The 25522-nt window shown below is 34.1% G+C and carries 24 protein-coding genes; 12 read left to right on the forward strand and 12 right to left on the reverse strand.

The window, feature by feature from the left end; all coding sequences use genetic code 11:
• The first annotated feature begins 314 nt into the window (after positions 1-314).
• From KHA90_RS00045 to KHA90_RS00065, 5 genes are all read left to right on the forward strand, one after another.
• Complete coding sequence (locus KHA90_RS00045; RefSeq protein WP_213293489.1) at positions 315-1460, forward strand: helix-turn-helix domain-containing protein; 1146 nt, start codon at positions 315-317, stop codon at positions 1458-1460.
• Between the two features lie 185 nt (positions 1461-1645).
• The gene (locus KHA90_RS00050) at positions 1646-2527 is read left to right on the forward strand and encodes an alpha/beta fold hydrolase (protein ID WP_213293490.1); all 882 of its coding nucleotides are present in this window, start codon (positions 1646-1648) and stop codon (positions 2525-2527) included.
• A gap of 66 nt (positions 2528-2593) precedes the next feature.
• Complete coding sequence (locus KHA90_RS00055) at positions 2594-4045, forward strand: FAD-dependent monooxygenase (RefSeq protein WP_213293492.1); 1452 nt, start codon at positions 2594-2596, stop codon at positions 4043-4045.
• Positions 4046-4385: 340 nt separating this feature from the next.
• Entirely contained in the window at positions 4386-4670 is a 285-nt protein-coding gene (locus tag KHA90_RS00060) for a hypothetical protein (RefSeq protein WP_213293494.1), read from the forward strand.
• A gap of 54 nt (positions 4671-4724) precedes the next feature.
• Complete coding sequence (locus KHA90_RS00065) at positions 4725-5378, forward strand: SRPBCC family protein (protein ID WP_213293496.1); 654 nt, start codon at positions 4725-4727, stop codon at positions 5376-5378.
• 193 nt (positions 5379-5571) lie between these two features.
• Here KHA90_RS00065 and KHA90_RS00070 read toward each other — a convergent pair whose 3' ends face one another.
• Entirely contained in the window at positions 5572-7080 is a 1509-nt protein-coding gene (locus KHA90_RS00070; RefSeq protein WP_213293499.1) for a DEAD/DEAH box helicase, read from the reverse strand.
• A 19-nt stretch (positions 7081-7099) separates the two neighbouring features.
• Positions 7100-7270: a hypothetical protein gene (locus KHA90_RS00075; protein WP_213294378.1), complete on the reverse strand. Its 171-nt coding sequence runs from the start codon at positions 7268-7270 to the stop codon at positions 7100-7102.
• Positions 7271-7658: 388 nt separating this feature from the next.
• On the opposite strand from KHA90_RS00075, the gene KHA90_RS00080 reads away from it, so the two are divergent.
• The gene (locus tag KHA90_RS00080) at positions 7659-9239 is read left to right on the forward strand and encodes an FAD-dependent oxidoreductase (RefSeq protein WP_213293501.1); all 1581 of its coding nucleotides are present in this window, start codon (positions 7659-7661) and stop codon (positions 9237-9239) included.
• Positions 9240-9310: 71 nt separating this feature from the next.
• On the forward strand, positions 9311-9679 hold the full coding sequence (locus KHA90_RS00085) for a SpoIIAA family protein (RefSeq protein ID WP_213293503.1): 369 nt from the start codon (positions 9311-9313) through the stop codon (positions 9677-9679).
• A gap of 165 nt (positions 9680-9844) precedes the next feature.
• Here the strand turns inward: KHA90_RS00085 and KHA90_RS00090 are convergent, their stop codons facing one another.
• Both KHA90_RS00090 and KHA90_RS00095 read right to left on the reverse strand, forming a co-directional pair.
• The gene (locus KHA90_RS00090) at positions 9845-10303 is read right to left on the reverse strand and encodes a response regulator (protein WP_213293505.1); all 459 of its coding nucleotides are present in this window, start codon (positions 10301-10303) and stop codon (positions 9845-9847) included.
• A 268-nt stretch (positions 10304-10571) separates the two neighbouring features.
• A complete protein-coding gene (locus KHA90_RS00095; RefSeq protein ID WP_213293507.1) occupies positions 10572-11234 on the reverse strand; it encodes a YciE/YciF ferroxidase family protein in 663 nt (220 codons plus the stop codon).
• Between the two features lie 318 nt (positions 11235-11552).
• On the opposite strand from KHA90_RS00095, the gene KHA90_RS00100 reads away from it, so the two are divergent.
• Both KHA90_RS00100 and KHA90_RS00105 read left to right on the forward strand, forming a co-directional pair.
• Positions 11553-11942 (forward strand): YidH family protein, encoded by a 390-nt coding sequence (locus tag KHA90_RS00100; RefSeq protein WP_213293509.1) that lies wholly within the window; start codon positions 11553-11555, stop codon positions 11940-11942.
• A 251-nt stretch (positions 11943-12193) separates the two neighbouring features.
• Positions 12194-12337, forward strand: a complete 144-nt coding sequence (locus tag KHA90_RS00105; RefSeq protein WP_213293511.1) for a hypothetical protein — start codon at positions 12194-12196, stop codon at positions 12335-12337.
• Positions 12338-12379: 42 nt separating this feature from the next.
• On the opposite strand, the gene KHA90_RS00110 is transcribed toward KHA90_RS00105, so the two are convergent.
• On the reverse strand, positions 12380-16486 hold the full coding sequence (locus tag KHA90_RS00110; RefSeq protein WP_213293514.1) for a PAS domain-containing protein: 4107 nt from the start codon (positions 16484-16486) through the stop codon (positions 12380-12382).
• Positions 16487-16495: 9 nt separating this feature from the next.
• Complete coding sequence (locus KHA90_RS00115; protein ID WP_213294336.1) at positions 16496-16861, reverse strand: response regulator; 366 nt, start codon at positions 16859-16861, stop codon at positions 16496-16498.
• A 167-nt stretch (positions 16862-17028) separates the two neighbouring features.
• On the opposite strand from KHA90_RS00115, the gene KHA90_RS00120 reads away from it, so the two are divergent.
• The 3 genes from KHA90_RS00120 to KHA90_RS00130 all read left to right on the forward strand — a co-directional run bounded on the left by KHA90_RS00120 (position 17029) and on the right by KHA90_RS00130 (position 18996).
• On the forward strand, positions 17029-17268 hold the full coding sequence (locus tag KHA90_RS00120; RefSeq protein ID WP_213293517.1) for a hypothetical protein: 240 nt from the start codon (positions 17029-17031) through the stop codon (positions 17266-17268).
• Entirely contained in the window at positions 17234-18118 is an 885-nt protein-coding gene (locus KHA90_RS00125; protein WP_213293520.1) for a DUF748 domain-containing protein, read from the forward strand. The genes KHA90_RS00120 and KHA90_RS00125 overlap by 35 nt, the downstream gene beginning before the upstream one ends.
• 68 nt (positions 18119-18186) lie before the next feature.
• Positions 18187-18996: a mechanosensitive ion channel family protein gene (locus KHA90_RS00130; RefSeq protein ID WP_213293523.1), complete on the forward strand. Its 810-nt coding sequence runs from the start codon at positions 18187-18189 to the stop codon at positions 18994-18996.
• 245 nt (positions 18997-19241) lie between these two features.
• Here the strand turns inward: KHA90_RS00130 and KHA90_RS00135 are convergent, their stop codons facing one another.
• From KHA90_RS00135 to KHA90_RS00160, 6 genes are all read right to left on the reverse strand, one after another.
• Positions 19242-20861 (reverse strand): sensor histidine kinase, encoded by a 1620-nt coding sequence (locus KHA90_RS00135; protein WP_213293526.1) that lies wholly within the window; start codon positions 20859-20861, stop codon positions 19242-19244.
• 5 nt (positions 20862-20866) lie between these two features.
• Positions 20867-21880: a SpoIIE family protein phosphatase gene (locus KHA90_RS00140; protein WP_213293529.1), complete on the reverse strand. Its 1014-nt coding sequence runs from the start codon at positions 21878-21880 to the stop codon at positions 20867-20869.
• Positions 21873-22286 (reverse strand): anti-sigma regulatory factor, encoded by a 414-nt coding sequence (locus tag KHA90_RS00145; RefSeq protein ID WP_213293532.1) that lies wholly within the window; start codon positions 22284-22286, stop codon positions 21873-21875. Before KHA90_RS00145 ends, KHA90_RS00140 begins: the two co-directional genes overlap by 8 nt.
• The gene (locus KHA90_RS00150; RefSeq protein WP_213293535.1) at positions 22267-22665 is read right to left on the reverse strand and encodes an STAS domain-containing protein; all 399 of its coding nucleotides are present in this window, start codon (positions 22663-22665) and stop codon (positions 22267-22269) included. The genes KHA90_RS00145 and KHA90_RS00150 overlap by 20 nt, the downstream gene beginning before the upstream one ends.
• Positions 22666-22685: 20 nt before the next feature.
• Positions 22686-23516 carry an STAS domain-containing protein gene (locus tag KHA90_RS00155; RefSeq protein WP_213293537.1) on the reverse strand — a complete coding sequence of 277 codons (831 nt, stop codon included), beginning with the start codon at positions 23514-23516 and terminating at the stop codon, positions 22686-22688.
• Positions 23517-23729: 213 nt separating this feature from the next.
• Positions 23730-25448, reverse strand: coding sequence for an FAD/NAD(P)-binding protein (locus KHA90_RS00160; RefSeq protein ID WP_213293539.1), 1719 nt, complete (start codon positions 25446-25448; stop codon positions 23730-23732).
• Positions 25449-25522: the final 74 nt, after the last annotated feature.

The raw sequence follows: 25522 nt of genomic DNA on the forward strand, positions 1-25522 counted from the left end.
CTTCAAGAACAATTTTACAAAGAAAATGACTTATGAATATACCAGCTGGGTGAAATTAAAAAAAACATGTATTTCGCGCGGATTTGACGGATTCATTATCACGAAGACACGGATTTAAACGGATATTTTTTAAATTCCATATAAAAATCTTCGAAAATCTGCGTTTTTGAAAAGCAAATCTGTTTTCTCCGCGTTCTAATTTATAATGTTTGTATTTTTAACTTAATTGCACCCAACGGGTTTATGAATATATATTTAGTAATTTTATCATCATCAAAATAAATTAAAATATAGATTTAAAATTTTGTTTTTTAATGGATCAAATCATCAGCTTTTTTGTTGCAGGAACAACCTTACTGCTTGCATTTTTAATCTTTGCAAATATAAATCAGGTTGATAAGAAGGTTAATAAATGGTTTGGTGCATTTATTTTGTGTGTTTTCATCATACAGTTTAATGATTTATTAGAGAAAACGGATTTCATGAAAACCAGAACTTTTACAAATGATTTTCTTGGAATAACCGATTTTATTGTAGCTCCTATTTTTTATTTGAGTGTCGCCTATTTTGTTCAACCAAACAGGAAATGGCGTTTCACCGATAATCTTCATTTTGTACCCGCCTTTATAATGTTATTTCTGTTATTGCTTTCACTCCTTATTGATGCAAAAGAACCGACAAGTACAGATAAAGAAAATGCTCAAATATTCATCACCGCATTTAATTTTGTTTTTAGTTTTCAGGTCATTTTATATTGTCTTATGGCTTACAAAGAAATTAATATTTACCAAAAAAAATTGTTTACCTATTCCTCAAATATAGAATCAATAAACCTGAAATGGCTCAGTCAAGTTGTAATTTGTGTATTGATAATAACGGCACTTTGGTTACTTGATAACATTTTTAAATTCGCAAAAAACAATATTTATTTTGACAATTTTGCCAGTTTGGTTTATCTGACGGGAATTTTTTACATTGCCTATTATGCCTTAAAACAAAAAGAATTTGTTCCGATAAATAATCAGGAAAAAACAGCTATTGAAACCATTATTGAAAGTTCAGGTTTTGGAGGAAATCAGAAAAAATTACTTTCTGATGATGATTTGCAAAAAATGAAATCTAATCTGCTTCAATTAATGAAGGAAAAAAAGCCTTTTTTAGATCCTGAATTAAGTTTGTTCAAACTCGCTTCTCAGTTAGATATTTCGTCACATTTAATTTCCTACATCATAAATAAAGGCTTTAGTGAAAATTTCTACCAGTTCATTAATAGATACCGAATTGAAGAAGCCAAAAAAATGATTCAGGATCCTAAAATGGAACATTTAAGCTTAATGGGAATTGCCTTTGAAGTTGGTTTTAATTCTAAAACCGTTTTTAATACCACTTTCAAAAAAAGCACCAATCAAACACCATCTGAATTTAAAAAAGCATTAATGGCTTCAATACAAAATGATTAACCCGTTGGTTGTAACTAATAAAAGTTCAGTTAAACATAAAGTCCCGATATTAAGATTTTATTCTAAAATTAAAATTTTGATTTCTAGTGATTTAAAATAAGTTCGGATTCATAAATCAGAACTTTAGCATGATTTATAATACTAATATTTGTACCTAATATTATTAAAAAAATAAAATGCTATCGATGATTTTAAATCAAATTTCTAAACCCGTAAATCAAATAATTAAATTCTTATTATTAATTATTACTTTTTCAATTATTTCCTGTTCAGATGATACTAAAAAAACGGCTGATGAATATCCCGGAACAATAGTAGATTTAGGAACCCACAAATTGATGACATACTCTGTATTAAAAAATTCAAAATATTTAGTAGTTTTTGAATCAGGTCATGGAAACGATCATACATCGTGGTACAGCACCGGAAAATCATCAGAGATTTTGACAATATCCAATACATTAAATTCTGATGTATTATTATACGATAGAGCCGGTTACGGAAAATCAGAATTTAATACGGAACCCAGAAACATCAATAGATTAACAGCCGAACTTGAAAAAGTCATCGACAATTTCTCAAACGGAAGAAAAGTAATTCTTGTTGGTCATTCATTAGGCGGCATGATTATTAGGGATTATGCCATAAAAAATCCTGAAAAAGTGTGCGGTTTATTATTTATTGATGCATCACATGAAAAGTACAATCATCTCACACAAAATCAAGTCGATACATTTTATAATAGTTATAAAAAAACGTATGGTGCAAATTCCGGCATCGCACAGGAAACACTTCAATTAATTTCCGATTATAATTATATGGCAACATTGCCTAATTTACCCAATGTTCCGGTTATTGCTGTAACAAGTATGAAAATTGATGCGGAACATAATACAGCAGACAGACAATTATGGTTTGACTCAAAGGAATCCCTTAAAACCGGAGTAACTGATTTTACTCAAATCACGACCGTAAAATCAGGACATTTTATTCAGCTTGAAGAACCTGAGCTTGTTTTAAATAGTATTAAAGTATTGCTTTCAAAAGCTCAATTATTAAATCCATAACAAATCTCAGATAATACTATTTTTGGAACTTTTGTCTTAAATTTGCACTTCTTAAATCAAGAGAAAGTGATAAAATTGGAAAATGAAAAAGCAAGCTGGACTATTTGTACGGAATGTCAGGGACGTGGCAAAAAAAGTCAAAGGCTCAGCAAGAAAGTGCGGCTTCAATATCAATTAGCACTCGATCAATTTGAAAAAACCGGCGAAGGAAAAGCGCCAATTCGTCCAAAAGCACATTTAAATGTATGCTTAAATTGTTCAGGTTCAGGATTGATTCCATCTGACAATTTTCCAATACCAGACACAGAAAATTTTCCACACGTTGCTATTATTGGTGGCGGAATTGGGGGTGTTGCTTTGGCTGTAGCTTGTTTGCATCGCGGAATCCCTTTTACCATTTATGAACGTGATACTAATTTTGATGCCCGTTCTCAAGGCTACGGACTTACTTTGCAACAGGCGAGTAAAGCGATTGAAGGATTGGGTATTTTCACTTTAAAAGAAGGCGTAATTTCAACCAGACATTTAGTTCATACTACAGAAGGAAAAGTAATTGGCGAGTGGGGAATCAGAAAATGGATTCCATCTGATGAAAAAACAGCACCAAAACGCACCAATGTTCATATTTCGAGACAAGCGTTGCGTTTGGCTTTATTACAACAACTTGGCGGAGAAAATAAAATAAAATGGGGACATCAGTTAATCGATTTTAATGAATCTGAAGACAATGTAAATCTGAGTTTTCTGGTAGGGGGAAAAATAAAAAACGCCAAAGCTGATCTTGTTGTTGGAGCAGATGGAATTCGCAGCTCTGTCAGGAAATTACTTATTGGCGATGCTATTACGCCATTACGTTACCTCGATTGTATTGTGATATTAGGGATTTGTCCACTGAAAGATCTCCAGTATATTGATAGTTCCTTATTAGATTCGGCAACCGTGTTTCAAACCGCAAATGGCAACGAACGCATCTACATAATGCCTTATACATCAGACTCTGTAATGTGGCAGCTTAGTTTTCCAATGCCTGAAGATGAAGCCAAAGCTTTAAGCGCTCTTGGACAAAAAGCACTTAAAGAGGAAGCTTGCCGACGAACGCAATGGCACAATCCAATTCCTCAAATTTTAGCGGCAACTCAGGAAAATAAAATTTCGGGATATCCCGTTTACGATCGGGAATTATTAAGTTCAGATGTATTAGAAAAAGGAAAACAAATAACTCTTATAGGTGATGCCGCGCACCCAATGAGTCCGTTTAAAGGGCAAGGCGCAAATCAGGCTTTACTGGATGCGCTAGCACTTGCCAGAGAAATCGTAAAAGAATGCAGACCTTTATCACAATGGAGAAAAGCCGGAATAAGACAAAGTGTTTTAACTGAGTTTGAAGCAGAAATGCTACAACGAAGTGCTGTAAAAGTAAAAGATTCCGCAGATGCCGCACAATTCCTGCATTCTGATATTGTACTTCATGAAGGCGACGAACCCAGAGGTCGAATTCTAAAGAAAAAAGACGAATAGCAAATATTCAACAATTTAATTATTTATAAAAGCTGAAATGAACTTTTATAATTTGCATGATCACATTTCTGAATTAAGTTTTAAATTTTAGAAATGTGACTCCAACTGTGTTGCTATTATTTTTCGATTCTACATAAATACTTCTATATTTTTAAATCTCTTCCCTCCTGTTTTTTAAATCTTAATTAGATTGCTTTTTCTCGAATTCTTTAAAACACTGATAATTAAAGAACTCTTAATTAAAATTCTATAAAATTAAATTATTCATAGTTTCTAATTTTGAATGTAGCCAAAAATTAAAAGAGAATTGGTTATCAAATAATAATTTAAATAAAGTCATATGATAACAGATAACTACAAAAATTACGATCAATATGATAGTGATTTTACCGAAGAAAGTAAAATTGAAGAACAACAATCTCAATATGAAAACTTTGGAGACGAAAATAATCAGCAGGAAAGTCAATTCTTAAATCAAAATGAAGATTCGGATTCAAATCAAGATGAAAAAGATGAAGATGAAAATTTAAGAAATAACGGAGATAATCAATCCAGCCAAACTGAAACTCCTGAAGAAAAATTTGACGAAGATTACAGCGAATCTGAAAATTTTGCGGTAGACTAATAAACAGCAAATAGAGTTGCTTTAACACAAAATAAATAATTAAAATTTAAACACATGGGAACTAAATCTGCATCAAAAAGCATGGGTAACGTTTCAACACTGGAACGAATATTAATGATCACCAGCGGATCATATCTTTTATACAAAGGACTTACACAAGAAAATAAAAGTATTGCAAAAATAGGCTCAGGCGGTGCAATGCTTGCAAGAGGAATTAGCGGATATTGTCCGGTTTACAGTGCAGTTGATCATTTAAAAAATGACAAACCATCAAATGTAAACATTAGAACAAACGTGGTGATCAATAAACCTATAAGCGAAGTTTATGCGTTCTGGCGTAATCTGGAAAATCTTCCAAAATTCATGAACCACTTAGAATCCGTTAAAACAATTAGCGAAACTAAATCAGAATGGACAGCAAAAGGCCCGGCAGGAATTGGAAAACTTACATGGAACGCTGAAATTATAAAAGATCAAAAAGAAAAACTTTTAAGCTGGCAATCACTTCCTGATGCTACCGTTAAAAACTTCGGAAAAGTACTTTTTAAAGCTCAGGGAAATAAAACCGAAATCGAAGTAACGATTTCATACCGCGCACCACTAGGATTAGCGGGCGAAGGAGCGGCAAAATTGCTGAATCCTTATTTCGAAAAAGTAGTAAATGACGATATCAAAAACTTACAGCTTTATCTTGAATCAGGACATTAATCCGTTAGGTATAATTATTTTTAACACATAGTCCCGATAGCTCCCGATAGCTATCGGGACTATGTGTTTGATTAAACTTTTACTAAATAATTTGATTAAATAAAAAAGGCTTTTAGATTAATTATATCTCTAAAAGCCTTTTTTATGTATGTAAACTGAAGATATTTAGGAAATAACTTCAGTAAATTTTCGCTTACGCAGAATGTAATTTTGGATATAACTTTATAATTAAACCTTTCAATCGGTTTTGATAATCTTCCATAAGCCAGTTCTTGTAATTTTTACTGGCATTCTCCAGACATTTCACATATTGTTTTACCCTCCATTCAATTTCCGGCTGTAAAGCTTCGGCAAGTGCAATAGCGTTTGAAAGCGTTTCAGAATTTTCCATGCACATTTTTGCATGTTGCCTGATCGATTGCTGAATTACTGTTTTTGGTTTTTTATCGGTATCAACCGCTTCCTGATATCCGCCTTCAATATCAAAAGTCATTTCAAGCGTATTAGGAAATTGTCCACGTAATTCCGCAGACATACCATGTGATTGTACTGCCGAATTTCCGGTTGCATTATAATGAAGTTCTTTCGCAAAAGATTCCGGATTTTCAAAAATATTTTGCCAGTCCAGCGGTGCTTCCCAAGCTCCAAAACGCTGAATATTATTACCCAGGTCAGTGATTCCAAAAGTCTTTTTTGACGGGAGTTGTCTCGCACCGCGGCCAATCATTTGGTGATATAAAGTAATTGATGTAGTCGCTCTGTTTAAAATAACATGCTGAACGGTAGGTTCATCAAATCCTGTGGTTAAAATAGAAACTGATGTCAATACGGCATCTTTCGTTTTTTTGAACCATTTTAAAATTGCTTTTCGTTCATCATCAGGCGTTTTATTGTCCAAGTGCCTGATATTAATTCCCGCTTCCTGAAAAGTTTCATACACTTTTTGAGATGTTGCAATACCATTATTAAATATCAAGGTCTTTTTTCCTAATGCATTTTCCTGATACGTTTTCAACAATAATTCCTGCATAGCCGGAGTACTGTATAATTCATTTGACGAACTTACGGTATAATCCCCGTGAATTCCGGTTTTTAGCGTATTGAGTTCTACTTCATGAACAAAAGATTTTGGCTTAGCCAAAAAGCCTTCGCTAATTAATGCAGCAATACTTTCGCCCGTAATCAGCGTATCATAATGTTGTTTCATTGGTTTAGCAATATCAGAACTAAATGGCGTGGCCGTCACTCCTATTATTCTCGCCTTTTTAAAACTGCCCATTAATTTCCTAAACGAATTGTGATGCGCCTCATCAATAATTACAAGACCAACATCATGAGGTTTTATCTTTTTTGATTTTATCCTGTTTCGAAGGGTTTCCACCATCGCAACATAACAATCACAATCTGGTTTAAAATTACCCGTTTTACTGGTTATCATGCAGTTTTGAACACCAATTCTTCTTAAAACAGTCGATGTTTGTTTACATAACTCTTTGCGATGCGTTAATATCACAACCGTTTTTCCATATTGTTTTATAAATCGTCTGGCAATTTCTGAAAACACTACAGTTTTCCCTCCTCCTGTAGGCAATTGATATAAAAGCTTACTTTTAGCATTACTGTCCATTTTTTCAAAAATGGTGTCGATATCTTTTTCCTGATACGCATAAAAGGAAGGCGTCTGTGATTCTGGAGTTTTCATTTTGTCCTTTTTTTGATTATTATTCGGCTGGCACAAGTTGCGATTCCATGAATTTTCCTGTCACAATTGTTCCTTCTTCATCTTCCCATTGCGTAACCACATTTTCTATTAATTCCGGCTCAAATCCTATTACTTTCATTATTTGGTTACCAAATTCCTGTTGTACATTTTGTCCTTTCTTAAACATCATATTATCGTATTATTGGTTAGTAAATTTTCTTTTTCGCTGTTTTTTTTAAAAATAATCTGAATTTTATCTGCAGATCATTTCACTTTTTCACACATTAAAAAGCTGTTTTGTTTATACTAAATTAAAACATAGGCTTTGTCATATTTTATAAGATTCAATTGCTTTTTTTATATTATATCAATTATAAAAACTCTTAAATAACACATGCTACACAAAATCAACAAACAACTCATTATAAGATATTTATATTAGATTATTTTTAAGAAAAAAAGCTAGGAATGATATAAAACCTGTAAGATATCCTGTAATATTTCGGCAATATGATTTTATATTTTTGAAGTAATCCTGTCCTGATTCTAAGAGACAGAGTAACTAAAAAACAAAAAAGATGGCACCATTACACGATAAATTCAACAGCAGCAATATTACATCAGGCGAAAATGTATCTTTCTGGATCGACTCTACATCTATGATCGCTTTTGAAAAACCCGAAACGGATATTCAAACTGATGTTCTAATAATTGGTGGAGGAATTGCCGGACTTACCACAGCTTATAATTTAGTCAAAGCCGGAAAAAAAGTAGTTCTTGCAGAAGATGGTTTTATAGGCAGCGGCGAAACCGGACGAACAACGGCGCATTTGACCGCAGCGCTTGACGATCGTTATTATTTTCTGGAAGAAACCTTTGGGAAAGATGCCGCAAAATTAGCCGCAGAAAGCCATACAGCTGCAATTAATGCAATCGAAAAAAATGTATCAGATTTGCAAATTGATTGTTCGTTTAAGAGAGTCAATGGTTATTTATTTCTTCATCCAAGTGATGAAGAAAAGAATTTACAAAAGGAGTTTGAAGCCACACAAAATGCCGGGCTTAATACTGGAATTTTAAATCACACGCCTAGCCTATCTGGTGGAGAAAACATTAATTCACTCGCTTTTTACAATCAGGCGCAATTTCATATTTTACATTATTTAAAAGCCTTAGCCGAAGAAATAGTGAATCTTGGAGGTACAATTTTCACCGAAGCCAGAGCAGAAAACATCACTAAAGAAGGCGCAAATGTAAACGGTTTTACTTTCACTGCAAACCATATTGTTGTCGCTACAAATACGCCTGTCAATGATACTTTTACCATGCACACAAAACAAGCGGCTTACAGAACGTATGTTATTGCGGGTAAAATTGCAAAAGGTCAATTGCCATATTCGCTTTGGTGGGATACGGGAGATGCAGATTCAAAATGGGTTTCACAACCGTACCATTATGTGAGACTGGAAAGCTTTGACGATGAATATGATTTATTAATTTCCGGTGGAGAAGATCATAAAACAGGTCAGGCAGATGAAGAAGGAATCGCTGAAGTAGAACGTTATGACAGACTGGAATCCTGGACAAGAAATTATTTTCCCATGCTTGAAGAAATCAGTTATAAATGGTCCGGTCAGGTTATGGAACCGGTAGATTCTTTGGGCTTTATGGGCAAAAATCCCGGTGATGATAATATCTACATCATTACGGGAGATTCAGGAAACGGAATGACTCATGCCACGATTGGCGCTATGATTATTAGCGATACTATTATGGGTATAAAAAATGAATGGGAAGATTTATACAGTCCGTCAAGAATAACTTTAAAAACGGCTGTTGACTTTGCAAAAGAAGCCGGAAATATGGCATCACAGTATCTGGACTGGATTTCAGCATCAGACTTAAAAAATACATCAGATTTAGAGCCTGGAGATGGCGGAATCCTTTCATCAGGATTGAAAAAAATTGCTGTTTATCGCGATTATGATAATAGTCTTCGTGCTTTTTCTGCAGTATGTCCGCATTTAGGATGTGTTGTACAATGGAACAATGACGAAAAATCTTTTGATTGTCCCTGTCACGGTTCCCGTTTTTCTTGTGACGGAACGGTTACGAATGGTCCCGCTCAAACCGATTTAAGCCCGATTCACGTCAAATAAAATCCAGCAATTATTTATCAAACCCTTGCTGCAATCAATAAGCTCAATTAAACACTTATACATCACGAAATATGATACAAACTATTCATGCACCGCAAAACGTAGTAGCTTTTCGGGCTCTTGGCGACGTAACTGCAAACGATTATAAAACTATTATTGCTCCGGCTGTAAAACAATTGGTAGAACAAATCAACGAAATTAATTTTCTCTTTTTAATCGATACTGACCTTGAAAATTTTGCGGCAACAGCCTGGCTTGAAGATGCTTTTATTGGTTTGAAGCATTTTGGAAAATGGAATCGAGCCGCCATTGTAACAGATTCTGAAAATGCTATTTCTTTTACGAATGCTTTCAGTTATGTGGTTCCCGGTGAATTTAGAGGTTACAAAAAAGAAGCTTTTGATGAAGCTTTACTTTGGGTTCAGGGTAATAATCAATAACATCTTACTCTTTTTTAATCCTGTAAATAATGGATAAACAAAAAACGACTTTTAATTTGACAGAGCCAGCTTTAAGGATTTTTAATTAATAAATGCCTTTTTTAGCTAAAAAATATAAGTTCCGATAGCTATCGGAACTATGTGTAAAATAATTATATCTAACAGTTAATTGTTTTTTGCAGTTTTTACTTTGGGTCCTTTATAAACAAAATTATTAAGGTTTGCTTTAAAATGTTTCCAATCAATGGATAAAGCATATTCAATACATTCAACAAGATCCTGCATTAAAATTGGTTTTGTCATAAAATAATTGGCTCCCGCTTCAAGGCATTGTTTAATAACGGCATTATCCATAGCTGTTGAATATACAATAACTGGAATCGAAGCCTGATTTTTGTCTGATCGCAATACTTCTAAAACATCAAAACCATTTTTTCCGGGCATATTCAAATCTAAAAAGAGAATATTAGGAATTATTGGCTGATTTTGAAGTGTTTTCAGTAATTTATCAGCGGAGTCAAAAGTGTGAAGCGATATTTTTTTGCCTATACATTCAAGTGCATCGGCAAACATGCTCAAATCATCATAATCATCATCTGTATAAAATAGTGTAAAATCACTCATCGCATTACATTTTTAAGATTACTAGACTTACAAATTTAACAAACAATATGCATTAGAACAAAAATTAAATGTTATTTATACACCTTTTAATACATTATTATGTGTTAAATTATTTTTGGTCATTTTTTTACATTATTATTGTTTTTTAAATGATTGCTTTATTTAATACGAATTTTGCATTTCAATTTTCTAAAGAAGATACTTTAATACATAAAAAAACCTGCGATTTTAGTCGCAGGTTTAATTTTTTTGATTGAGTGTCAGAAAATTATTTTTCTTCTTCTTCTGTTGCATCAAAATTAATAGTGTTATAAGCAGCTTCAGTTAATGTGATATCAGCTTCTTTTTCTTCGTTTAAAGTTTCTGTTAAAAGTGAAACAGCTTCATCTTCACCAAGAGTTTTAGCAAAAGCAGCAAGAGTTCCGTAAGTAGCGATTTCGTAGTGCTCAATTTTTTGAGATGCTGCAATAATTCCTGCATCTCTTACAGCTCCCACTTCCGTTTCTTCCATGATTCCCTCGCCTTCTTTAATAAGACCTTCCATAGCGTCACATTTTTTTGCTGCAGCTTTTTCTCCTACAGATGCAAAAACTTGTTCCAATCTTGTTACCTGTCCTTGTGTTACAGCTAAATGATCATTGATTGCATCGATAAGGTTTTGAGATGATGCATTTTTAGCCATTTTTGGAAGCGCTTTCACAAGTGCTTTTTCTGCCCAATAGATATCTTTTAATGAATCTACAAATAATTCTCTTAAACCTTCAGCAGCAGATGTTTTCGCTTTTACTGTTCCTTTAGGCGTTGTAGACTTTGATGCTGTAGTTTTTGAAGCAGCTGTAGTTTTTGATTTTGAAGCCGCTGTCGTCGTTTTTGATTTTGATGCTGTTGCAGCAGTAGTTTTTTTTGCCGCTGTAGTATTTGAATCTTTCATGATATAGTTTTTTAATTATTAGTTTATCAAATGTACTATTACACAGTTCTTACATTCTTATATTATTAAGCCTGAGTTTTACATCATTTAAACATTTAATTATCAAGCACTAACAACAAATTAATTGTATAACATTGTGGTGAAATTATATAAATTTCTTACTGCCGTGAAAGTTAATTTTGAAAAAATTAAAGTTTAAAAATCGATACTTTTTTTGGCGAATTTTATAAGTTCGGCCATATTAATGCAGCAGAAAACTATCGAATTATTACAATCTGTCTCATAATATAAAAGTAATCCATAAATAATATAGATAATATGAATAACAAAGATCAAAGTATTGCAAATGACCAAATGGCTAATGAAAGAACTTTCCTCGCATGGATCAGAACCGGGATTGGTATTATGGTCTTTGGATTTGTGATTGTGAAATTTTCCTTATTTGTCAATCATTTGCCATCAAGATTTTTTCAGGAACCTGATTTGCCAAAAAATGTATCAACAATTCTAATTGGGATTGGACTTGTGCTAACTGGCGCAATTACTATTTTACTTTCTTATTTTCGTTATAAGAAAACCAATCAACTTTTAGAGCAAGGAAAATATTTGCATTCAACGGTATTGTTGACTTTTTTAACGGTTGTAATAATTGCAATGAGCATTATCATAATTGCTTATTTAATTTTAGCTTCTTATCCTTTAAAATAACTGCAATTTTATAAATAGCGTTAACTTCTAATCTCCATGAAATTTTAACAAACTATTTCTAACAGCATGCATTTACAGTTAACGCACTCATAAACAGTTAATAAAGTGATAATTATATAACTATCGAAAAAAATTATATAAATCAAAATATGTGTTGTATTTCTAATTTTGTACCAATTCCCAAAGGAAATTATAATATTACAATCTCATTTACAATACTATACACTCAAACAAACTTAAAATCTACTATCATGAAAACTAACATCTACACCAACTACGATCAAAACGAAAATTTTTCTAATGAGAATGCTGAAAACATTGTAGAGCAATCTGAAACTGTTACTTCAGGATACAAGTCTACAAGAGATCAACTTTTATGCTGGGGAGAAGATTAAATTCTTTTTACAGTATTTTTTATAAAAAAACCATTAGTAATGCTAATGGTTTTTTGCTTTTATCTTTCCAACTAAAGGCAGGACAATCGAAAAAACTGCACCTTGTTCTGGAATAGCTTCGGCAAAAATATCGCCACCATGATTTTGTACTATTTTTTTGCACATTGCAAGCCCAATTCCTGTTCCTTCATATGACGTTTTAGGATGCAGCCTTTGGAAAATATTAAAAATACGTTCAAAATATTCAGGTTCAAAACCAATTCCGTTATCTTTAATCTGAATTTTGCAATATTCCTGAATAGATCGGTTCAAAGAAAGTGATTTAATATCCTCATCAAGAACAGGCAATAAACTAATGGTAATTAATGGTGCTATATCTTCTTTAGAAAACTTTAATGCATTACTGATAAGATTTCGGAAAAGCTGAGTCATCTGTAACGGATTCGCCTGTATAACAGGTAAAGGTTCTACCAGAATTTTTGCATTTTTTTCTTCCATCAAAAGATCATAATCCAATATTAAATTGTCGATTATTTCGTTTAGATTGACTTCAGTAAATTCCTCTTCGAATTTGGCAAGTTTTGAATAATTAAGTACGTCATTGATCAAAGTTCTCATTCTGATTGCCGAATGCATGATTTTCTCAATATATTTTTGAGCTTTAACTGAAGCACTTTCATCCAGACTCGATTCCAGTAACTGCGAAAAAGTACTAATTTTTCGAAGCGGCTCCTGTAAATCATGAGAAGCTATATAAGCAAACTGAGCCAACTCTGCATTAGAATGTAAAAGTTGCACATTAGATTGCTTTAAGTCTTCAACTACGGTATCTAATTCTTCTGTTCGGGTTTGTACCAGCTGTTCAAGCGCCATTTGTACTTCATGTTGCAGCGTCACATCCTGCGCTGATCCATTCATTTGAATTGGATTTCCTTCAAGATTAAAAATAGTTTTTCCTTGTGCATGAAGGATTCTTCTTTGTCCTGTTTTAGGATGTATTACTGTATAAGTTTCATCATAAATACCTCCTGATTCCGGTTTCAAAGCCCACGCGACAGCATTAGCAACACGATCACGGTCTTCATCAGCAAGAATAGGAATTACTTGACTATAATTACGACTAGATGGATCATAACCAAACCATTCGATAAGACGGTTGGAATAAGTTAAACCATTTGTTGCCACATCAATACTCCATGTACCCAATTGTGCCAGTTCGATCGCATCTCTTAAACTTGCTTCGGCTTGTTCTTGTTTATGTGTTGCGTAAACTTTATCTGTTACTTCAACAACAATAAAAATCGCACCATAAGGAAGGTCGTGGTCGTCAAACAAAGGTTTAAAGGTATAGTCATAATAGCCTATATCGAGTTTTCCGTTTTTATTAAGATCAATGCGTTCCCCAATTTCATTACAGGTTTCTCCAGTACTAAGGACCTCAAGGTATTTTTCAATCAGAATATTATTTTTAAGTTCAGGAATCGTTTCCATAATAGATTTTCCTACTATAGAATCATCACATCCTAATACATCAAGCATTTTTTCATTTGCTTCGCGCACAATCATTCCTTTGCCTACACAAACTAATTTAGCTACAGGCGAATTATAGAATATTTTACGAATAAATTCCTGATTTTTCTCCAGTTGGCGGCTTGCTTTTACCTGATCTGTAACATCCGTTGCTACATCCAGAATTGCATATACTTTACCATCAGAATCAAATAAAGGTTTGTAGGTAAAATCAAAATAAAAAGTGCTTAAAGTACCTTGAATCATCAAATTTGCTTTTGCTCCTTTTTGCTCATAAATTTCCCCTGTTTCGTATACTCTTTTCAGAATTTCAGGAAACGGCTGGTTAACTGTTTCCGGAAATACATCAATCATATTTTTACCAATTACCTCAGGTCCGCGTCCCCAATAATTCATAATGATCTTATTGGCAATTTCAATTCGCATATTGGGTCCAACATATAAACAGGTTCCTACGGGCGCTTCTTCAATTAAGGATCGAAAACGTTTTTCACTTTCTTCGATTCTCTTTCTTGCTAAAATCTGCTGGGTAACTTCAATCACGACCACTAAAACACTATGGATTTCGCCGTTTGCATCTCTTTGAGCCTGATAACTGTGATCGATGTAAATAACTTCAGTTTTTCCGTTCCGTATAAGTGATACAGGCGCTTCTTTTGCAGTAAAGGTTTTTCCGGTGGCCATTACATTTCTCAGTTCTGTATCAAATCCCTGACCTTCAAGCTCAGGCAACGCTTCTAATAATGCTTTTCCGGTAAGTTCTTCTACTGTTCTGCCTGCAAGAGAGCTGTAAAAAGTATTCGCCATATCAAATACTAGATCATCACCTTTGATAATGGCGATTCCTACAGGAGAATTTTCGAAGGAATTAAGGAGTTTTTGCCTGCTTTCCTCCAATAAATTTTTTGTGATAGTACTATCAGTCACGTCATAACCCATGTTTAGGACAGCGTAAACTTCTCCGCTTTCGTTAAAAAGCGGCGTATAAGAATAATTAAAATATTGGGTTGTAATTTTTCCGTCTTTCTCAATATCAGCCTGTGATCCTGTCGCATGATATTCAATTCCGGTTTCAAATACATTTTCAAGAATTTCAAAATATCCCTGATTGTGTAACTCCGGTACGGCTTCGCGGTAGGGTTTTCCTATTATGCTGTTTCCTTTTTTCCAATACCCGGCCATTACTTCATTTGCCAGTGCAATAACAAGATTTTCACGTAAAAAAAGAGCGGTCGCAACCGGCGTTTTTTCAATTACGGTTCTCAGTAACCTTTCATTTTCTTCAATTTGTATTTGTGCCTGTACCTGTTCCGTTACATCCCGACACATGGCAATTACACCCGTAATTTTACCATCAATTTCTCTGTAAGGCTGATAAATTACATTTAAATATCCCTCTTTTTTTGTATCATTAACCTGTACGGAATAAAAAGTTCTGTAGATATAAACAGCCTCACCTGTAACTCTTACCTTTTCAATTATGGGACGAAATGTGCTTTCGGCTTCAGGAATAATTTCAAAAAGATTTTTATCTAATAAATCTTCAACATTGCGTCCTATTAAACCCGCATAGGCATCATTGACAATATTTACTTTTAAATTGTCGCCTGTCAGCACTATTATACCAACAGTTGCCTGACGAGTTAAGTTAAAAAATCGCTGTTCGCTTTCGTTAATTTGCTCTTGCCCTTCTACAAGTGCCTGAATATCCATGCAATAACCCGCATATCCCCCTAATTCCCCATCGGGCATATAAAAAGGATCTCCCGCAGCGTGGCATTTAATGATTGATCCATCTCCCTTTTTTAAGTGAAACTGTACATCATAATGTGATTTTTCGGCTACAGCCTTTGTGAATGCTTCAAAGACAGTATTACGATCTTCCTCAACAATAGCTGCCGGCCATGCATCACCCAAAACTTCTTTATAATGCAATCCTGTCCAGTCTGATAATGTTTTATTTACGTAAGTCATCAAACCATTTTTATCTGCCAGCCAAAGTCCCGCCGGCGACATATTAGTCACATTTTTGAACTTAAGATCTTTTTCAATTTGAATATTATGCATTGCAATATTATAATCTAATGACAATTGCAATTGATTATTTGCTTCATTAAGCTGTTGCAAACGAACTACGGCATCTGTAGTTTCTGTACAAGTAACGAGAACGCCGCCAATTTTGCCGGAATCATCAAAAACCGGGCTATAACTAAAAGTCCAGTAAACGTTTTCCAGACTTCCGTTTCTGTAAATAGGAATCAGCTGATTTTCCATCCACGTTGATTCTCCCCCATTTAAAACCTGCTTTATAAGTGGATAAATCACATGCCAGATTTCAGACCAGGTATCTACACCATTAGAACCTAATGCCTGAGGATGTTTGCCGTTATTACCAAGGCTTGGTCTGTAGGCATCGTTATAAAACTGTATAAGATTTTCACCCCACCATAAAAACATGGGGAATTTAGAATTTAATATAGTACTTACAATCGTACGAAGGCTTTGTTGCCATTGATCAGGTGAACCAATCTCGGTTGCAGACCAATTGTAGTTTCTGGTATATTCACCCATTTCTCCTCCGCCACGAAGGAAATATAAATTGGAATCAGTCAATGGCATCTGTTTATTTTAAAATATAAAGGGTTTTAGCAAAGCTATAAGATCTTTAAAATCATTAGGCTTAGTCAGGAAATCGACAGCACCCATAGAAATTGTCATTTCCCTGATAGAGCTGTCTGATGAGGTTGTGAATATAATTACAGGAATTTCCTTTAATTTTTCTTCCTGTTTTAACTGCGCCAAAAATTCATGACCGTTCATTAAAGGCATATTCAAATCCAGAAAAATAGCCTGTGTTGTTAAACTTCCCAATCGCAACTCGTTCAATGCCTTACGTGCATCTGTAAAGTAATTGTATTTTACGGTACTTGAAATGTGATCAAGCGCAGCCTGGAAAATCTGTAGATCTTCCTCATCGTCATCTATGAATAGAATATTGGTAAATTTCGTATATCAAATATAATAAAAATAGTCTTTTTTTCAAATCAAAGCATTAAAACATATTCAGTAATGATTATGTAAAAAAATAAAATTATCGTGTAAAATAGTAGAAAATTGGCTTGTTAAATTTACAAAAACAAGGAAAAATTTTAATTAAAGGGATGAATCCATACAAAAAAACAGGCCTCATTATTACTGGAATAGCAGTTTTGCTGGTTGCAATCAATTTTGCATTGGAACCGGTAGCATTACATTATGCTAATAAAGCTTTAGCAGATTTAAAAGGCTATAAAGGCAGTATTAAGGATGTTGACATTCATTTATACCGCGGTGCTTATCGTATTGATACACTTGTAATTGACAAAATTGACAACGGAAAAACACAACCTTTTTCTTGCTAAGGGAATTGATATTTCTATTGAATGGAAATCACTTTTAAAAGGTGCTTTCGTAGGAGAATTTTCAGTTGAAAATCCAGTTTTAAATTTCATTAAAAAAGGAAATAAAGTTGAAGCCGGAGGTAATAATGATTTTATTACAACCATAAAAAAACTGTCGCCTGTTAATATCAATTATGTTGAAATAATAAACGGGGAAGTACATTATATTGATCTGACATCAAAACCTAAAATTGATATTGCCGCCAAACAAGTAACTGCAACTGCACGAAATTTGAGAAATGTTGAGGACAAAAACAATAAACTTCCTTCCACAGTAATATTAACAGCTAATACAAGCGGAAACGGAAAAATTAAAGGTAATGCAAAACTAAATGCTTTAAAAGACATTCCTGATTTTGACTTTAATATGGAACTGGAGCGCATGGATTTAACGTATCTTAAAGATTTTACAGATGCGTATGCCAGCTTTACTTTTAAGCGCGGACAATTATATGTTTCTACAGAAATGGCGATGGCAGATGGAAAATACAATGGTTATGTAAAACCGGTTTTAGAAAATATAAAGATTATCGATTTAACGCCGGATACTCCAAAAGAGAAAAAACGTCCTTTTTTAAAACGAATCTGGGAACTTGTTGTAGGCACAGCGGCAGAAGTTGTTACCAACCAGCCTAAAGATCGTCTTGCAACAAAAATTCCTTTAAAAGGAGATGTTAATGGAGCTGAAAAATTTACCTGGACGGCAATTATAAATATTCTTAAAAACGGATTTATAAAGGCTTTTGATAAAGATGTTGAGGGATCAATTGACTTTAATGATGCAAAGTCTGGTAAAACCGAAAAAAAATAAAAACACTAAAAAACTAATTGTTTGTATAACCTGCAAACTATTTCCTTTTAACTAAAAATAATATTATTATGGAAGAATTCTTGCGTGACATTTTCAAACATGTTGAAGGATATTATTATGGTCTTGTTGACATAACACCAAAAATTTTACTGGCAATACTAGTGGTTTTAATCTCATGGTTTATTGCCTCTCGCGTCAAAGTTTTTACAGACCGAAGGTTACAAACAAAAATGCACGATCCTTTACTGGCTACTTTTATTGCAAACCTTGTAAAAGCAGTTCTAATTGTTATAGGTCTTTTATTTATGTTTCGTGTCATCGGTTTAACCGGAGTTGCCCAAAGTGTTTTGGCTGGTGCCGGAATATCTGCTTTTGTAATAGGATTTGCGCTTAAGGATATTGGGGAGAACTTTTTAGCGGGAATTCTGCTGGCATTTAAACGACCGTTTTCTGTAGGAGATATTATTGAAAGCAATGGTGTAAAAGGAAAAGTTGTGGCGCTTAATTTACGTGATACACAAATTAAAAGCGATAGTAAAAACATTTACATTCCCAATGCTTTATTGATAAAAAACACGTTGGTCAATTTTAATAGCGAAGGATATTTGCTACAAGATTTTACAATAGGTTTAGAGTATGGATCAGATTACAGAAAAGCGATTGAGATCATTACTGAAGTCATGAAAACAGATAATGCCGTAATTGACAAAGGATATTCAAACTCTGCTGTGGTTGCCGGAATTACCGGAACTACTGTTCAGGTAATTATTAGATATTGGGTTAAAACCGATAAAACTGTTACGGACGGAAAACACCGTTCTGAAGTTGTAATTAAAGTTGCCGAAGCTTTAAATGAAAACGGATTTGTATTGAAATAAACTTATTTTTTGTCATTTCTACCAGAGGGAGAAATCACATCCTATATTCGACAAAATTAGTGACAATAGCAACGGAGTTTCTTCTGTGATTTCTCTCTTTGGTCGAAATGACAATATTGTGTTTAAACTTTGCGTCTTAGCGCCTTTGCGAGATTATTTTTTTCTATCTAAAAGGGCTTTTTTATCTCATTTTTTTCAGTATAAGAAAGATCTATTTCTGAATTGCCTTATAAATAAAGCCGAAATTATTTAGGAAGATAAATGAAAAACGTGGTTCCTTTCTCAGGCTGACTTGTAAAATTGATAATTCCGTTATGGTTTTCGATAATCCTTTTGCAAAGTGCAAGACCTATTCCGTTGCCGCCATATTGATCACGTTGGTGCAAACGCTGGAACATATCAAAAATTCGACCTGAATATTCGCTATCCATCCCGATGCCGTTATCAGCAATTGTAATAGCGTGATAATTGCCTTCAGGACTAAAATTATCTGCAGAATCTCCTGCTCTCTCACCCGAGGCAATTGTTACGGTTGGTTCTGCACTATTAAATTTAAGGCCGTTGTTGACTAAATTAAAGAAAAGCTGACGCAACTGACCATTCAAACCGGAAACAACCGGTAATTCACCAATATTTACAGTTGCATTTTTTTCTTCAATAACAAGGCTTAAATCACTGAGGGTTTCTCTAACAACTTCATTAAGATCTACTTTTGTAAACTTTAATTCTTTATTGTCTACGCGCGAATAATTAAGAACATCAGCAATTAAACTGGACATTCGTCCTGCAGCGCTCGTCATTTTATCAAAATAATATTGAGTTCTTTGCTCTTCTGATAAATGTTCTCCGGCTCTGGACAACATAATCATTATTTTTCGCAAAGGTTCCTGTAAATCGTGAGAAGCAATATAAGCAAATTGCTGTAGTTCTTTATTTTTAAAAACCAGTTTTGAATTTGCATTTTCTAATTCGCTCTGGATCAGTTTTAATTCAGAGTTGTTTTTAAGCGTTTCTTCAACCTTTTTTTGATCATTTATATTAACAAAATAGATAAGCCAGTTATTCAAAGTCCCGTCCTCTGAAGGATTAGGAATAATTGATATCAAATACCAAAGGTATGATGAACCGCTTTTAATTCTTGTTTCACCTGAAAACTGTGATCGGTTTTTCTTCACTTTACTCCAGTTATCCATTATATGATTTACATCATCAGGATGAATAAAAGAACTTATTTCTCTTTTATCAAAATTAAGAAATGGAGCTTTCAGAATTTGTTTCAGCGAATCGTTGACCAGTAAAATATTATTTCGATCGTTTACAATACAAATCAAAACCGGAATTGTGTTCGCTAATTGTCTGTAACGGTTTTCACTTTCTCCCAGTTTTTCAGAAAGGGCGATAAGCTCAATATTCTTTTTCCTGATCTCATCATAAGGAGAAACAGGTGGTTCATATTTAAAATAATCGGCAAGCGTTCTTATTTTCGCATCAGATAAAAGTCCAGGCGAACTAACTGGATGGCTTAATTTGGTAATAGAATAATTATCAGCAAAACTATACTCAATATTACCTGAAATTTTTGCCGCATATTTAAAAGCTTCAGGGTTGCTTCTCTTCAAATCTACAGTATCCGTAAGGATGGCAACAATTTCTTTTTGTGTGGCTTTAATAACATTAATACCCAATGTAAGTACTGAATCTTTTCCGTTGGCGATAGAACATCTTGCAACTTCAGATACGGCAGTAGAAAATCTAGTTTGAGCAGAAGTAGGCATTCCGCACATCTCTGCTATCTTCATAGATCGTTTATGGGCCAGAATTAGGTCCATTTCATTATCTAAATTTATCTTAACTACCTCTTTCATTGCTCTTAATTTATTTTTCCTACTAAAACAGTTGCGTCATCTGTACCTCTGATATTATCTTTTAATAATGAGGAAGCAATTAAGCTGGGTTTCTGTTTTATAATCGAAACTAAATCATTAAGATTCCATCGTGTTCTCAAACCATCGCTATGCATAATAATTATTTGATGCTTTTGGTAAGGAACTGTTGTGCTATTCAGTGTTCTGGGAATATTGTGTCCTAAAATACCATTGTACGGTGTATAAGTCTTATTGTCCAGACCATTATAAATTCGGGTATTGATATTACCAATTCCGCAAATATTCCATGTTTCAGTTGTATAATCTACAGCTGCTATTGTGGCAACCAATCCTCTGCTTTTTTTAACAGCCTCATGAATTCCCCTCAGTATAACAGTGATTTCTGTTGCTTTTGATTGCTGAAAAGCTTTTATGGCGAGTTGAACCGCTTCATTAGCATTTGATCCATGACCTAAACCGTCTCCTACTAAGATCTGAAATCCTTTTGGTGAATGTTTTATAAAATAACCATCTCCACAAACTCTTTCACCCGGATAATTTACGCTCAAAGCCGAAAAATTCAAACCCGGACCCGGAGGAGGAATCTGATAATCTGCGTGATCACGAATTTTTACATATTGAACCGTACCCCAGCCTTTCATGGAGTAGATCTGGAAATCATTGCTTAATCTTTTTATAGCGCCTAAACCCTGACCCAACGTATTTGAAGTTGAATAGCCATCGCTCATGATTTTAAACACATTATCAATTCCCGCACCATTATCAAGACAATATATCTCGATCTCGTTTTTACCATCGGTTTGATGGCTTCGGTATAAAAGTTCACCGCGTCCGGGAAATTTAATAAGGTTTGAAGTGAGTTCTGCAACAATAATATCTGTTTCGGCAGCGCGATGTGGAGTAAAACCTATTTGAAGAGCAAGATTATGTATTTCCCTTTTTATAAAAGCAATAAGGCTTCTGTCATCAATTTTACAACTGGAAAAAGTATTATCCATTTTTCCATTTTATTATGGTCACGGTGGTTCCGTTTCCTAATTCTGTCTGAATATTAAATTCATTAACTAATCTTCTCGTTCCGGGTAATCCCAATCCTAAGCTTTTTCCTGTGCTGTATCCGTCCTTCATAGCTAGATCAATATCTACAATTCCTGGTCCATTGTCAATAAAGGTTACTCGTACTCCATAATCTCTGCCATTATTAACCTCCTCTACAATGACTTTACCGCCACCTCCATATTTCAAAAGGTTACGTACAAGTTCGCTTGTAGCTGTTATTAATTTGGTTTGATTTAAAATACTCATTCCTACCTTAATGCCATAATCGCGCACGCGGTTACGCAATGGTACCACATCTTGTTCTTTTACAATTGGTACTTCTTCTTTATTCGTTGTCGTTATCATCTGCAAACTCCTCGTTACCGCCATTATACATTTTTGCGCGAAGAAGATCCATGCCTTTTTCAACATTAAGTGCACTAATTACACCATTTAATGATAACCCAAGTTCAACAAGTGTAATAGCGACTGCGGGCTGCATACCCACTACTACTGTTTGCGCATCCATAATTTTTGACATCACCGCTATGTTGCCTAAAATACGGCCCATAAAAGAGTCAATTATTGATACTGAAGATATATCAATTAATACACCTTTAGAGCTGAATTTATTGATAGTATTTATTAAGTCAGATTCAAGATTTTCTGCCAGTTGATCGTACAAATCTACTTGTATCGTAACCAGTAAGAAATCCCCCATCTTAAGTATAGGAATTCTTTCCATATTTGATTAATCGTATTTGATTATTTTCTTTTCACAACAGTAAGCTGAAGCATTTCAAAAGCTGTCTGAAGAGCGCTGGCCAGAGATGTTTTTGTAATAATTCCGGTAAGATCAATTCCTAAATGCACCACCGTTTGGGCAATTTCCGGACGAATACCACTAATAATACATTCTGCTCCCATTAATCGTGTTGCGCTAACTGTTTTGATAAGATGTTGTGCCACAAGCGAATCAACAGCAGGTACTCCTGAAATATCAAGAATAGCAATTGAACTTCCTGTGTCTACAATTTGCTGTAAAAGATTTTCCATTACAACCTGAGTTCTTGAACTGTCAAGTGTTCCTATAATTGGCAAAGCTACAACGCCATCCCAAACTCTGATCACCGGAGTTGAGATCTCGCTGATTTCGTCAATTTGTCGTGAAATAACATCTTCACGTCCTCTCATAAATGCTTCAAAAGTCATGATGGTCATATTATCAACCAAAGCTCCTAATTGCAGATTAGCATCATACAAACTTGCGGGATCTTTCTCTATTTCTGATAAAATTTGAGAAGCTGCTTCTTTAAATGAAATAAGATATTGAGCATTTTCACGAGGTGAAAAACCGCGTTTTGCTCTTGAACTCGAAATACCCATCATTAAATCATAAACTTTGTCGAATTCCTTAGAGTTAAAATCATCAGCGTTGCCTTTTGACAAAGCGTCTAATAAAAGTGAAGTAAATTCTTTTGATTCTTCTTCTTCTGTTGAACCATCAGTTGAACCTTTTTCTAATAATAGTCTGGTCCAGATATCTAATAATTTGCTTTCGTGCTTTTTCAAGCTCCCTAAAACATTCTTTTGCATTTGCTATGGTATTTTTGTGATTTCGTAAACAAATATAATAATAAATAATACCTTATAATTAAAAGAAGAAAGAAATCTTGAGAAAGTTTTTCTTGTTATTTTCTAAATTTAAAATGGCTTATTTTCGACCGTTTGAAATAAAATCTGACTGTGTTTACTTTTTTTTTAAGATAAAATCTTTCAACATACCCAAATTATCAATAAATCAACACTTTAACTAATATTCATACTATTCAAAATACGCAACGACGCCGCTTCGCAAAAATCCAGTCCGGAATAATCAGGATTATATCCGCCAATATACGGAACCGCCATAATATAGAGATTTTCATTATAAGCGCCATATTGATCAATAATTTGAAAATTATCATTGATTGCAATTCCTGAAACACTCAAAAAATAACTTCCTGTACTGTCTTTTTCTATTGAAGTATTTCCTTCCGAAAAAGCGATGTGACCCACTTCATTTGACTTAAATTTTATTTTTGCAGGCGTAATTGCCTTTTGTGATAATAAACTTTTAAAGGGAAAATCGGCGTAAGACAAATGTGGCTGACCAACACAATCAACAAAAGTTTCATAATAAACCGATTTGGGATTATTTTCTTCATCCGAAAAATGATATACAATTCCTCCATCAGTTTGTGGTTCTACCGAACTTTCTGCACCAACAGGAATAATATCCAAAACCCCGGCATGATGAAGCGCCAATAACTCAACACAGGATTTTTGCGGAACAAAGGCAATTACAATCGAAATCAAAGGCATAAGCACTTTTTGAAGCCGCTGCATATCTTCTGCCGAAAGGTATTTTGCAGGATGATTCATTGCAAAACTTAAAACCGCCAACATTTCTTTCCAGTAAACAGATTCTTGTCTTTTTATGGATTTTTCAGCCTGAACATACTCTGCTTTTAAAAGCTGAAACGGTTCAAGACGTTCACGAAGTTCCATCATTTCAACCACGAAATCCTCAATACTCAGATCTTTAATTCGGTTATAAAACTTCGGATCTTTATCCTGGAAAATATCTTTAAAATCTTTTTGAAATACATAATCCAAAGACAAAAAACCGTCATTTGATTTTCTGTGCAATTCTATTTCTTCTTCCGTTAAAAGCGAACTATTATTAAGATGTGAATCTTCAAGATGAAATCGAACCGCCGGAAGCATACCGCTTCGCGAATGCATTATCATTTTAAAGTCCGGACTTTCGGCATGGTTTTGAAAACTTAAGTTTCCATTTTCATCTTTTGTAAACAAACCATTTTCTCTGGCAAGCGTTCTAATCGCGTCAATTGCAGTTAAAGACGAGCCTTTTATCGCAACAGCATGATTTAGTTTCAACAGCAATTTTGATGGCGGATATGGTGCATCAAAATATCCTTTTACTTTTCCTTCATATCGCACAGGCCAGTTGTGTCCGGTACAAATTACTACATAATCAAACTTCTTTTTATCGGTAACTGTTTCCACCCAAACCTCTTTTTCATGTTCGTTGTAACTAATGTCCAAAACATTGCTTTTGTAATGAACTCTCGTTGTTATTCCTGCTTCATCGCCTTTTAACTGTAATAATTTAAACTGATCTGCAAGGTAATATCCAAACAATAATCTCGGTAATACTTTGTATTCTGTAAACCTTTCCAGATCAATTGCAAATCGTTCCAGAACTTCTGCAGGAACAGTCAAAATCCACTCTGATACTGAATTCACAATTCCCGGAGTTTCATTATCTGATACGTTCGTTACATGTTCATCATTTGCCCCTTCAGGACTATAGGGCATTCCTGCACCAAGAGTACTTTTTCGCTCATAAATATCGATTTCAAAATTTGTTTTTCCGGATTCAACCAGTCTTTTATACATAAACAGTCCGCTGGGTCCTCCTCCTAAAATTGCAATTTGCTTTTTAATTTCTTCCGTTTTCATTTTGTTTATTTTATTGTTTTCGTTTTTTGTCATTTCGGCCCTATTGACAAAAACTTTGCGTAACTCCTTTGGGA

This window comes from Flavobacterium psychroterrae, from assembly GCF_018380615.1.
In the GTDB taxonomy this organism is placed as follows: domain Bacteria; phylum Bacteroidota; class Bacteroidia; order Flavobacteriales; family Flavobacteriaceae; genus Flavobacterium; species Flavobacterium psychroterrae.

Bases quoted from the DNA above. Each gene is read 5' to 3' on its own strand.
- KHA90_RS00045 (WP_213293489.1), top strand. From the start codon at position 315: ATGGATCAAATCATCAGCTTTTTTGTTGCAGGAACAACCTTACTGCTT.
- KHA90_RS00050 (WP_213293490.1), top strand. From the start codon at position 1,646: ATGATTTTAAATCAAATTTCTAAACCCGTAAATCAAATAATTAAATTC.
- KHA90_RS00060 (WP_213293494.1), top strand. From the start codon at position 4,386: ATGATAACAGATAACTACAAAAATTACGATCAATATGATAGTGATTTT.
- KHA90_RS00065 (WP_213293496.1), top strand. From the start codon at position 4,725: ATGGGAACTAAATCTGCATCAAAAAGCATGGGTAACGTTTCAACACTG.
- KHA90_RS00070 (WP_213293499.1), bottom strand. From the start codon at position 7,080: ATGAAAACTCCAGAATCACAGACGCCTTCCTTTTATGCGTATCAGGAA.
- KHA90_RS00075 (WP_213294378.1), bottom strand. From the start codon at position 7,270: ATGATGTTTAAGAAAGGACAAAATGTACAACAGGAATTTGGTAACCAA.
- KHA90_RS00080 (WP_213293501.1), top strand. From the start codon at position 7,659: ATGGCACCATTACACGATAAATTCAACAGCAGCAATATTACATCAGGC.
- KHA90_RS00085 (WP_213293503.1), top strand. From the start codon at position 9,311: ATGATACAAACTATTCATGCACCGCAAAACGTAGTAGCTTTTCGGGCT.
- KHA90_RS00090 (WP_213293505.1), bottom strand. From the start codon at position 10,303: ATGAGTGATTTTACACTATTTTATACAGATGATGATTATGATGATTTG.
- KHA90_RS00095 (WP_213293507.1), bottom strand. From the start codon at position 11,234: ATGAAAGATTCAAATACTACAGCGGCAAAAAAAACTACTGCTGCAACA.
- KHA90_RS00100 (WP_213293509.1), top strand. From the start codon at position 11,553: ATGAATAACAAAGATCAAAGTATTGCAAATGACCAAATGGCTAATGAA.
- KHA90_RS00105 (WP_213293511.1), top strand. From the start codon at position 12,194: ATGAAAACTAACATCTACACCAACTACGATCAAAACGAAAATTTTTCT.
- KHA90_RS00110 (WP_213293514.1), bottom strand. From the start codon at position 16,486: ATGCCATTGACTGATTCCAATTTATATTTCCTTCGTGGCGGAGGAGAA.
- KHA90_RS00120 (WP_213293517.1), top strand. From the start codon at position 17,029: ATGAATCCATACAAAAAAACAGGCCTCATTATTACTGGAATAGCAGTT.
- KHA90_RS00130 (WP_213293523.1), top strand. From the start codon at position 18,187: ATGGAAGAATTCTTGCGTGACATTTTCAAACATGTTGAAGGATATTAT.
- KHA90_RS00135 (WP_213293526.1), bottom strand. From the start codon at position 20,861: ATGAAAGAGGTAGTTAAGATAAATTTAGATAATGAAATGGACCTAATT.
- KHA90_RS00140 (WP_213293529.1), bottom strand. From the start codon at position 21,880: ATGGATAATACTTTTTCCAGTTGTAAAATTGATGACAGAAGCCTTATT.
- KHA90_RS00145 (WP_213293532.1), bottom strand. From the start codon at position 22,286: ATGATAACGACAACGAATAAAGAAGAAGTACCAATTGTAAAAGAACAA.
- KHA90_RS00150 (WP_213293535.1), bottom strand. From the start codon at position 22,665: ATGGAAAGAATTCCTATACTTAAGATGGGGGATTTCTTACTGGTTACG.
- KHA90_RS00155 (WP_213293537.1), bottom strand. From the start codon at position 23,516: ATGCAAAAGAATGTTTTAGGGAGCTTGAAAAAGCACGAAAGCAAATTA.
- KHA90_RS00160 (WP_213293539.1), bottom strand. From the start codon at position 25,448: ATGAAAACGGAAGAAATTAAAAAGCAAATTGCAATTTTAGGAGGAGGA.